This window comes from Thalassospira sp. MCCC 1A03138 (assembly GCF_002115785.1).
Taxonomy (GTDB): Bacteria; Pseudomonadota; Alphaproteobacteria; order Rhodospirillales; family Thalassospiraceae; genus Thalassospira.
On record NZ_JFJY01000010.1, the window covers coordinates 91570 to 101419 of the forward strand.

Annotated in this window: 10 protein-coding genes; 6 read left to right on the forward strand and 4 right to left on the reverse strand. The window is 56.7% G+C overall.

The genetic code is table 11. From position 1 onward, the window contains the following. Window positions 1-186 precede the first annotated feature (186 nt). Window positions 187-1452, forward strand: a complete 1266-nt coding sequence (locus tag TH468_RS18410) for a TAXI family TRAP transporter solute-binding subunit (protein ID WP_085646006.1) — start codon at window positions 187-189, stop codon at window positions 1450-1452. Window positions 1453-1461: 9 nt separating this feature from the next. On the opposite strand, the gene TH468_RS18415 is transcribed toward TH468_RS18410, so the two are convergent. Genes TH468_RS18415 through TH468_RS18430 form a run of 4 tightly spaced genes read right to left on the reverse strand, consistent with a single transcriptional unit; the run spans window position 1462 to window position 5940 of the window. Then, window positions 1462-2133 carry a GNAT family N-acetyltransferase gene (locus TH468_RS18415; protein ID WP_085646007.1) on the reverse strand — a complete coding sequence of 224 codons (672 nt, stop codon included), beginning with the start codon at window positions 2131-2133 and terminating at the stop codon, window positions 1462-1464. Next, window positions 2130-3146: an ABC transporter substrate-binding protein gene (locus tag TH468_RS18420; RefSeq protein WP_085646008.1), complete on the reverse strand. Its 1017-nt coding sequence runs from the start codon at window positions 3144-3146 to the stop codon at window positions 2130-2132. The genes TH468_RS18415 and TH468_RS18420 overlap by 4 nt, the downstream gene beginning before the upstream one ends. Beyond that, complete coding sequence (locus TH468_RS18425) at window positions 3143-5149, reverse strand: MFS transporter (protein WP_085646009.1); 2007 nt, start codon at window positions 5147-5149, stop codon at window positions 3143-3145. Before TH468_RS18425 ends, TH468_RS18420 begins: the two co-directional genes overlap by 4 nt. Then, window positions 5146-5940: a hypothetical protein gene (locus TH468_RS18430; RefSeq protein WP_085646010.1), complete on the reverse strand. Its 795-nt coding sequence runs from the start codon at window positions 5938-5940 to the stop codon at window positions 5146-5148. The genes TH468_RS18425 and TH468_RS18430 overlap by 4 nt, the downstream gene beginning before the upstream one ends. Window positions 5941-6135: 195 nt before the next feature. Here TH468_RS18430 and TH468_RS18435 point away from each other — a divergent pair, with 195 nt between their 5' ends. The 5 genes from TH468_RS18435 (at window position 6136) to TH468_RS18455 (ending at window position 9841) form a co-directional block, all read left to right on the forward strand. Next, a complete protein-coding gene (locus TH468_RS18435) occupies window positions 6136-6642 on the forward strand; it encodes a YcjF family protein (protein WP_085646011.1) in 507 nt (168 codons plus the stop codon). A gap of 44 nt (window positions 6643-6686) precedes the next feature. After that, window positions 6687-6884, forward strand: a complete 198-nt coding sequence (locus TH468_RS18440) for a hypothetical protein (protein WP_062953552.1) — start codon at window positions 6687-6689, stop codon at window positions 6882-6884. A 58-nt stretch (window positions 6885-6942) separates the two neighbouring features. Next, a complete protein-coding gene (locus tag TH468_RS18445) occupies window positions 6943-8319 on the forward strand; it encodes a prohibitin family protein (protein ID WP_085646012.1) in 1377 nt (458 codons plus the stop codon). Between the two features lie 101 nt (window positions 8320-8420). Next, complete coding sequence (locus tag TH468_RS18450) at window positions 8421-8981, forward strand: YcjF family protein (protein WP_062953554.1); 561 nt, start codon at window positions 8421-8423, stop codon at window positions 8979-8981. A gap of 98 nt (window positions 8982-9079) precedes the next feature. Then, complete coding sequence (locus tag TH468_RS18455; protein ID WP_085646014.1) at window positions 9080-9841, forward strand: 4'-phosphopantetheinyl transferase superfamily protein; 762 nt, start codon at window positions 9080-9082, stop codon at window positions 9839-9841. The last annotated feature ends 9 nt before the right edge of the window (window positions 9842-9850 follow it).

Sequence of the window (9850 nt, forward strand, 5' to 3'; positions counted from 1 at the left end):
TTGCGTCAAACACAATCTGAATATCGACGTTTGGGCAGGATTGCCGTGAAGATGATTGTGTTAAATCGCTGAGAATAAGGGTATTAATTCATCTTCGCTCTCGACGGGCTTCCCGATGATCCTTTAGGATGCGGGTAATGGTTCATCACTAACGATGAGTGAACGGTTTTGCGTTTTGAGCTCGGCATGAGAATGATTGCGACCGGTATGCTGGCGATGCTGTTGTCAGCGGGGGCGACGGGTGCGTATGCGCAGGAAAACGGCACCGCTGCCGAGGACGCAAGTGCCGACATGTCGCCGGTTGACGTGCTGCCGAGTATCGACGTCGACACATATGACGATGCCATCATCGACCCGGCAAAATCCAATCCCGATCTGATCAACGGCCTGATTTACAAGCCCGATGCCATTCCGTTGTCGCAATACCGCCGCCGGGCAAGTGACCCGGCCAGTCTGGCAGCGTTAAGCAATATCGATGTGATTGCCGGTGATGGCCAGACGGAGCGATCCTATTACGCGGCGATTTACAGCGGCAGTACGAGTGGCGTGTATTTCAAGGTTGCCGCCCAGATTTGCGACATGATGAGCCGGACCTTTGAACGCCATCGGGTGCATTGCGTACCATTGCGATCCCAGGGGGTCGGCAGCAATATCCGCCTGATGAAGGAAGGGCGGGTGCAGCTTGCCATCGTGCAGTCGAACAATAACTGGGAAGCGCAGAAGGGTATTGCGCCGATCCCCGGTGCGCGGTCGGTGATGTCGTTGCATGATGAAATGGGATTGCTGGTGGTGCGCAATGATTCCGATATTGAATCGATCGCTGATCTGCGCGGCAAACGCATCAATATCGGACCGGAAGGATCGGCATCGCGGGAATTGTGGCTTGAACTTCTGTCGCGATACAAATTGACGCTGGACGATCTTGATACCGTTTACGGCGTTGCGCAGGATTATAACGAGCTTGGCATCTGCGAGAATTATATCGATGCGTTCGGTCTTTGGATCGGGCATCCGGCGTCGCTGATCGAAGATACGCTTGGCTGCGGGGCGCGGGTTGTTGGCATGGGGGGGCCTTTGACCGATGAAATGGTCAAGGCAAACCAGTATTTCTTTAATCAGGTTTTGCCAGCAAAGACATATAGCGCGCAGGAAGAAGCGATTTCATCCTATGGCTTCAAGGCGTCGCTGATTGCGTATGAACCGGCTGATCCGTATGTGGTGTACTGGATCACGCGGATCGTGCATGAAAATATCGACCGGATGAAGGAAATGTATCCGACATTCCGGAGTGTCGTTGCTGACGACATGTTCAAAAAGGGCAATTTCCTGCCGTTCCATAAGGGGGCAGCGTGTTATTGGGAAACCGATGCGCATGCCTGCGACTGGCAGCCCTATTATCAGCAGGCCGACCCGAAAGGGCAGCGCAAATGGAATTATACCTATCAGCAATAAGCCGCGACATTAAGCGGACGTAAGCGACGCCCAGCCGATGCGCGGGGCAGTTCCGCGGCCCGATGACTGGCAAAACTGGCCGATAAATCCGTCATCAAGCAATTTCCGGCAGGTCGCAAGATCGTCGCTGGCGCACCAGATGGCGGTATCAGGGGCGCGGTCGGATTTTGCATCCTGATCGGGGCCGATATCCCGTCGCAGCAAGAACCGGTTTCCGCCAAATTTTGCGATCAAGGCATGAATGGCAAGGCCAGTTGATACGGTGCTGATCAGGCTTGGAAAATTGGTCGGGGCGACGGTGCTGAGCGCGATGGTGCGCCCGCATTTCCGGGCGATTTCGATGCGGTGTTCCACCATCCGGCGTTGCCACCCCTGTCCGCGCCATTTTGGATCAACGGCGACCCCGTCGATATGGGCGACCTGGCCCAGCAGATCGGGGGGCAGGTGATGGTCGGTGCCGAAATTGGGATCACCATCACGCGGCAATCCCAGCACGCAATAGGCCATCAGACGATCATCGTCAAAGACGCCAAAGATTTGCCCGCAGGCATCAAGATGATCGGCAAAGAACTGATCGGTTTCGGTGGCGGCATTGCCCGGCGGCAGATCGGCGATCACCCTGTGATGCAGGGCGATGATGGCCGGAAGGTGGGATGGATCAAGCCGGGTCAGGGTGCTCATTCGATGACTTCCGCGTAATCAAGCAGCGACAGCGGCGGATAGAGTTTAAGCTTCCGCGCCGATGACAGCCGGATCAGATAGGAAAACCGGTCAAGTGTTTCGACCGGTATATCGGCCGGCGATATGCCATCGATCAGGATCTGTTCGACCTTGCTGGCGGCAAGGCGGCCGACAAGTTCATAACGGCTGACAAGGCCCAGCATGGCGTGGCCGTCGCGGACTTCAAGTTCGGTCGCGCTAAAGGCGGCAAGCCCGTTGGCAAAACCGGCATCGGTCAGGGTATCGCGATAATTGCCGATGAAATTGTCCGGTCCGATATACAGGATGTCGGCCCCCTTTCTGGCGAGTTCGGCAACGGCAGGGGGAATGTCATCCTGTGAGGGTTCGCCATCGCTGCCGAGCGGAGCGGCCAGGACTTCGAAGCCCATTTCGCGGCCCAGTTCGGTCAGATCGGCGACGTTGGAAACGGAATTGTCTTCGCGGCTGTTATAGACCACACCGAGTTTGTCCATCGGGCGATAGGCACGGATGGCATTGATCTGGGCGGCAAGCGGGGCGATGTGGGTTGCCCCGGTGACATTGGGGCGGCTTTGGCCTGCAGGGGCAGCAATGCCGGTTTTCCATGGAGATGAAACCATCACATAAACCACCGGAAGGTCGGTAATGTTTTGCGCCGGATCGACGGCATCATATTTGCCGACCACGGCCGACGTGATCCCGGTGCCCCATGTGTAAACCAGATCGGGTGGGTCTTTGCGGATCTGATCAATGATGGCGGGCACGCGCGACAGATCACGCGCAACGTCATGAATGGTCAGATCGACGGGGATGTTGTTTTCGTCGAAATAGGCGCGAAATCCCTGTTCGACATTGGTTTCACCCCGCCAAAGGATCATGGCGATTTTAAGCGGGCCCGGTTGTGATTGTGCATATGCCGCCGGAGCAAAGATTGAGACGGCGATGGCCACAAGAATGCCCAACAGACGAAAAGCGGGGAGAAGGGAAAAGGTCATTTCGTTCCTCCCTCGTTTTTCTGTTCTGCTGGCACATGGCCGATCAGAAGTTCAAAGCACAGAACCGAAACAGCAGCAAAGGCCCCGAAGATCAGAACCGCGTGCGTTGTTCCGACCAGAAGGGTCAGACCGGCGGCAAGCAACGGACCTGCAGCCCCGCCCAGCCGTTCGGCAAGACGCAGGACGGCAAGAACCGGGCCGGTGCCGTGATCCTTGGTGAAATCCTTGCTGAGTTTAAGGCTGGCGGAAAGCTGTGCGGGGATTGAGGTCGCCTGCGCCAGACCGAGCAGGGCGACGGCAACCGCAAACAGGGCATATTCCGGAAGCCAGCCCGCCAGCAATAACCCGGCAGCGGTCAACCCGCCGCCAATGCCGACCGCGCGGGTTTCGTTCTGGTTCTTGTCGGTCCATTTTGCCGCTGCCCAGCCGGTCAGGATCGCGACCAGCCCATAAAGCATGATCACCCGCCCGGTTTCAGCCGTGGTTGCACCCGATTGCAGCAGGATCATCGGGGTCAGGTAATATAAAAAGCCGCTGAGGATCAGTTTGGCGGGAATGGCGGCGAACAGGATCAGGACCTGCAAACGGCGATTGCCGAGCATGGCGCGAAGGGCGGCACGTGTCGGGATCGGTGGCGGGGTTTTGCCGCGCACCATGTTATCCATCAGGAAGAAGGCCAGAAGGACTGCGAGGAACGCAATGGTCGCACCGGCGATAAAGGTCATGTCCGGGCCGAAATGGCCCGCAGCAATCCCGCCAATTGCCGGGCCGCAGATATCAGCCAGCATGATGCCGCTGACCATCATGGCAGTCCCCTGTGTGCGGTTGCTGTCATTGGTGGCATCAAGGACATAGGACTGACAGGCGACAAAGGTGGTGGCGTAACCGATGCCCGACAATGCCCGCCACAGGACAAGATCCCAGATGCCAACAGCAAAGGCGGTGCCAATCAGGCCAAGCGTCGCCAGAAACGCGCCGCACAGATACATGCGTAGTGACCCGACCTGTTCCTGAAACAGGCTGCAGATCGGCATGGCAAGGGCAACCATCAGAAGATGAACCGCCATGACCACGCCAGCACCAAGCTGCCCATCAATGCTGTGGGATGTGACCTGGCTGAAGAAGGCGGGCATGATTGGCCGGGCCAGTTCTTCGGCAAGGACGAACATGAAGGCCAGCATGCGAACACCGATCAGCTTTACCTCGCGTTCGCGCTGGGGATGGGTTCCGACCTTTTTGGCGGTGGTGTTGATCAGGGAATTGATCCGTTCCATGAACTGGCCGATTTCGTCATGGGTGCTTTGGCCATGCAGCAGGGTAAATTTGCGGTCGCGCACATTGCCCAGAACCTTGCGCGCGACCCTTACTGGCAGGGCGACATTGACGGTTAACACCAGCAACATCAGCTCGAACGACAGGGCGAGGGTTATGATGAAAATGATCGCAATGTCATAAAGATTATCCGTCACCGGGCGCATCAGGGCGGCACGGGCATGACCAAGGACAACTTCGATATCGTCATGCCCTTCGGCGCGGGGCAGGTTGAGGCGTGTCACGATATAGGCGGTATCGTTGCCCGACGGGGCCGTTAGAGCGGTGGCGATTTCATCCGATGGCAGGCCGCCCGCATGCAGGATGTCGCCCCCCATGTCGGTGATGGCGGCAAAAACCAGATCGGGGTCGCCATCGCGAAGCTGATAGACGACGGCTTCGAAGCCGACAATCTCGCGGAGCGGAATGCCGAGCCGCAGGGCATTTTCGATTTTTTCGCCAAGAACCCGGGCTTCGATTTCGGCCTTTTCGCGGATTTCGGTTTGCAGATCAGCACGCGCCAGTTCGGCGGCCCGCCAAGAAATCCCGACCAAGGCAATGCAAAGCGAGATCGTGCTGAACAGCAGCAGAATCCAGATCGTGCCCTTGGGGAAAAGGCGGCTTCGGATATTGCCGCCATGAGCAGGTGCGGGGGTATCGGTTTTGGTGTCGGGATTGGCAGAGAGGGTCATTTCAGGGGCTCCGCCGGGGTTTTTGATGTGCGTTCGGTGCCGTCATTTTGAGTGTCGTGGGGCAACTGATCGCGGATTTCGCGGTACAGGGAAATCAGTTCGATTTCGCTTTGGGTCAGGACATCGCCATCATGGGGGCGGATATTGGGGGCCTTGCCCGCAACCGCGCGCGCCAGATCTTCGTGCAGTTCTTCGAAAACGCGATGGCGGCGGCGCATCAGAATGAACAGAACGCCAAAAATGGGGATAATCATGCCCATGCCCAAGGCCGCCGATTTCCACATTTCGGAGAAGGCATTGGCAAGTTTGGCTTCGGAGGTTTCGGCGCTTGCCGTAATGACGACCTGCCCGGCGCATTGGCCGAGGCTGTCGCGCAGGACCTGTCCGGCGGTGGCGATGCCCGGTGTGAAATCGATCCACTGATCGTGGGCCTGTTGGGGGATTGCTGCGCCAGAGAGCGCTTGATCATCGGGGGAGCTGTCTGGCGATCGGTCGGCGTTGCTGATGATGGTGCCGTCACAATCAAGAACGGCAACATTGCGGATATCATTGGACATATCCAGACGCCGGTTCAGGATTGGTTGCAGGTTTTCCATGTTTTCCAGCCGCAAGCCCAGATCGATACCAGCAAGGATATCCTGACTGGTTTCATTGAGAATCACGGTCATCCGCTGGGCCAGAAGGGTGTGCAGGGTCTGGTCGAATCGCAGATAGTTCAGGACCGTGGTCATGCTAAGTGCGCTTGCAAGCACAAGGAAAAGAGCCAGCCCGATCTTGGTAGACAGCTTCAAAACGTGTCTCCGGCGACATATATTTTCAAAACACAGTCCTGTTAAGCCGGTTATATCCTCAGAAACCCGCTTTCACAAACCATATGGTTGATTGCATCGGGGGTTGGGTCAAGGCTGTATAAAACCTTGATTCGGTTTGCAGTGCCGATAGTTAGCGATTATGATTTGCCGCGGGACAATAAACCGGGGGACGTGATGGGGGCTGAAACGCTTGAAGTGCTGAAACGGCGCAAACAGCACCGGCTTGCAAGTGGTGTTGTGCAACGCAATACCCTTTGGGCGGCCACGACCGGTTTTGTTCCGATCCCTGTTGTCGATTCTGCGGCCACGGTTGCCGTGCAGCTTAAAATGCTGGCGGAACTGAGCGATGTTTACGGTGTTGCGTTCAACAAAAGCAGCGGCAAATCCGTGATCGCAGCCTTAACGGCGTGCATTACCAGCAGCGTTTTGGGGCGGGCTCTTTTGGGGACGGGGATATTTGCCAATCTTGCCAAGGTGATGCCGGTTGTCGGATCGGCACTGAGCATCGTGACCATGCCGGGTTTCAATGCCGCATTTACCTATGCGCTTGGTCGGGTTTTTCAGCAGCATTACGCCGCAGGCGGGACGATGGCGGATTTTGACGCCAAAAAGGCGGAGGCCGAGTTCCGCCAGAAATTCAAGGATGGCCTGAAATTCGATCAGGACGGGAAAACGGCGTGAAGAAGGCGTAATCGCGCAATAACAGGAATTCGGGTGGCGAAACGATGCATTTGATTTTGATTGTAATTTATCTATTGGCCTGCATTGTTTGCGGCATGCTGGGACGCCGGACATCATTCGGGTTTCTGGGGCATTTCCTGCTGGCGATTGTGATTACCCCGATTGGCGATTTTCTGGTTCAGATCGTTGCGCGCCCGTCGCGGGAGCTTCGTGAAAAGCTTAAAGACCTTGATTATGATTAAGATGATGACTGACGGGCGATCAGCATACGTCACGATACACCCGACGACGAGATGATGAATGGTTGATAGCGCGACAGTCGCACCCGGTGCACCAGACGAAAACGGAACCGCCCGCAAAAGAGGGCGATGGTCGATCTTTTGGCGGCGCTTTTTCATTAGTGCTGGCGTACGCCTGCGGCGGTTGCGCACGGCTTTTCTGATCGGTCTTCTGTTCCTGCTGGTCGCTATTTTCGCGTTGGCGCCACAGATTTTCATTACCGTGCCCGCCGGGCATGTTGCGGTAATGTGGTACCGGTTCTTTGGCGGTACGGTCATTGATAAAAGCTACGGCGAAGGTATTCACATGATCTTCCCGTGGGATGAAATGTATATCTATGACGCCCGCCTGCAGAATCAGGCGCGCGTTTATGACACGATTTCATCGAACGGCCTGTCGATGGAAGTCGACATCGCGGTGCGTTATCGCATCAACCGCGAAGCGGTCGGGATGCTGCACAAGCTGGTCGGGCCGAATTATGCCGAAGTCCTTGTATATCCGGAAATCGGATCGCATGCGCGTGAACTGATTTCGCGGTACACCCCTGAACAGCTTTATACCGAAACCCGTGCCTTCATTCAGGCGGAAATCCTTGAACGCATGGTCAACGAACTTGGATCGTCGCTGGTCAATCAAAGCTTCCAGGGGCGGCTGGTGACGGTTGAAGACGTTCTGATCCGGTCCGTGACACTGCCGGAACGCGTGGCGGATGCGATTGAACGCAAGGCCGAACAGTATCAGGCGATGCTGGAATATGATTTCCGTCTGGCGCGCGAGGAAAAGGAAAAGCAGCGCAAGAAGATCGAGGCGGAAGGTATTCGGGAATTCCAGGATATCGTCGCCAAAACGATCACCGAGGAATATCTGCGCCTGCGCGGTATCGAAGCGACCATGACCCTTGCAACATCGAAAAACAGCAAGACGATCATCATTGGCGGCAAGGATGGCCTGCCCGTGATCCTCAATACCGCGGATGCACCGACGGCCAGCACCCCGGATTCCGGTTCGGGGGCGGAGCTTGTGAACGATACGGCCGAAAGCCTGCCGAATGCCGGGGCGCTTAATGCACGGTCGCAGGAAATCGCGCCGCAAAATGCGATTTCGCCGGGCGTTCGCGCCCCGACCGATCCGTCGGACAAACGTGCGCGCCCCGGTGCGGCAAATTCGGCCACACCGCCGGTAACACCCCCGATGAAGCCGACAGCCCCGACAGCGGGGGCGTCAGAGGATGTTTCAACGGCGGGTAAAACGGCCGGAGATGTTCTGAAATCGATTGCCCCGGTGTTTGATCCGACCAGTGGTGACGGGGGTGGTGTTGTCAAACAGAGCGATATGGAACCTGCCGCGACACATGAGAGTGCGGGGCAGCCTGAAATTTCAAAAACCGGTAGCAAATAAAGGGTGTTGCACGTTGCTACTTTGGGTTAGTTCAGGTAAAGTTGAAGAATAAATTTTGCGTGCAGATCATCAACCTGAAGGTAGACATTCAAGAGGCGATAATGAGCGAAGCAGAAACCATCGAAGAGACTGAAGAAGTGGCTGTCGCGAAGGCGGATGAAATTCGTGCCCAGTCCCGTGACTGCATCCATCGCCATAGCGTTTATGCTGCGGTTGGTGGTCTTGTTCCGATCCCGTTCCTTGAAATGGCCACCAGCAGCACCATCCAGCTGCGGATGCTTGCAAAACTTTGCGACATTTACGGTGTTCCGTTCTCCGAGAACGCGATCAAGAATTCGATTTCGACCCTGGTTGCAACGGTTCTGCCGATGACCGGTGTCGGTTATGCAACGGCGGCACTGGTGCGCAAGGTTCCGGTTGTCGGCACGATCTTTGGCGTTGTCGCCATGCCGACCTTTGCCGGTGCCTGCACCTATGCGCTGGGTCGTGTTTTCGCCTGGCACTTTGCCAAGGGCGGCACGGTTGCCGATTTCGACGCCGATGAAATGAAAGGTCGTTTCAAGGACGAATTCGAAGACGGCAAACGCAAGGCGTCCGAATTTGTCAAAGGCGGCAAAACCACTGCCAAACCGGCAGCAGGTGCGACGACCGCCAAGGCCTGATTGATCATCAGGTTTTCAGATTGTATTTCGGGAATGCCCAAAGCATGCTTTGGGCATTCTTTTTTGTCTGTTTGCAATGACGCATAAAAGGCTACCGCATGCCCCCGATCAGAACCCATCGCCTTGTGTTCGAGCGCCCGAAGGGCACCGGCACGTTTGCGCCGTCCGATATCCTGCGGGCGACGCTGGCGGTTTTTGATCTTGGCGATATGGACGATGCCGGGTGTAACAAACTGGCAGAAAGCCAGTTGCACGCAGTCGAAAAAGCCCGGCTGGCGGGACTCAAGCATGATCGCCGCCGGAAAAGTTTTATCAGCGGGCGGTTGGCAGCGAAGGCCGCGTTGGCGGCCCATTTGCCGGGGGTTGATCCGCAATCGATTGAAATCGGATCAGGGGTTTTTGATCAGCCAATGATTGCTGGCGGCGGGGAAGATGTGCAGGGCATGTCGGTTTCGCTGTCGCATTCGGACCGGTTTGCGGTGGCGCTTGTGTTTCATCGTGCCCATCCGCTGGGCATTGATGTTGATCTGCCGGTGATGAAGGATGTGCCCGCAATTCTGGACGGGATCGCGCCCGATATACGGACGATGATCCGCGCCCATGATTTGGATGATCATGGGGCGGCCTGCCTGCTTTGGGTAGCACGCGAAAGCCTTGCCAAGACCATTACCACGGGGATGATGACGCCGCTTGAACTTTACGCGCCGTCATCGATCGAGCGCAACCGGGGCTGCTTTGAGGTGCGGTATGCCAATTTCGGGCAGTATCGCACCATCATCTGGCCCGGTGTGCAGGGGTGGCTTGGCCTGACATTGCCGGATCAAACGCGGTTCGATCCGGCAAGCCTGCCCTGGGACTGAGTTTTCAGT

Excerpts from the sequence above, each read along its gene's own strand:
- TH468_RS18410 (WP_085646006.1), top strand. The coding sequence starts at position 187 with ATGAGAATGATTGCGACCGGTATGCTGGCGATGCTGTTGTCAGCGGGG.
- TH468_RS18415 (WP_085646007.1), bottom strand. The coding sequence starts at position 2,133 with ATGAGCACCCTGACCCGGCTTGATCCATCCCACCTTCCGGCCATCATC.
- TH468_RS18420 (WP_085646008.1), bottom strand. The coding sequence starts at position 3,146 with ATGACCTTTTCCCTTCTCCCCGCTTTTCGTCTGTTGGGCATTCTTGTG.
- TH468_RS18425 (WP_085646009.1), bottom strand. The coding sequence starts at position 5,149 with ATGACCCTCTCTGCCAATCCCGACACCAAAACCGATACCCCCGCACCT.
- TH468_RS18435 (WP_085646011.1), top strand. The coding sequence starts at position 6,136 with ATGGGGGCTGAAACGCTTGAAGTGCTGAAACGGCGCAAACAGCACCGG.
- TH468_RS18440 (WP_062953552.1), top strand. The coding sequence starts at position 6,687 with ATGCATTTGATTTTGATTGTAATTTATCTATTGGCCTGCATTGTTTGC.
- TH468_RS18445 (WP_085646012.1), top strand. The coding sequence starts at position 6,943 with ATGGTTGATAGCGCGACAGTCGCACCCGGTGCACCAGACGAAAACGGA.
- TH468_RS18450 (WP_062953554.1), top strand. The coding sequence starts at position 8,421 with ATGAGCGAAGCAGAAACCATCGAAGAGACTGAAGAAGTGGCTGTCGCG.
- TH468_RS18455 (WP_085646014.1), top strand. The coding sequence starts at position 9,080 with ATGCCCCCGATCAGAACCCATCGCCTTGTGTTCGAGCGCCCGAAGGGC.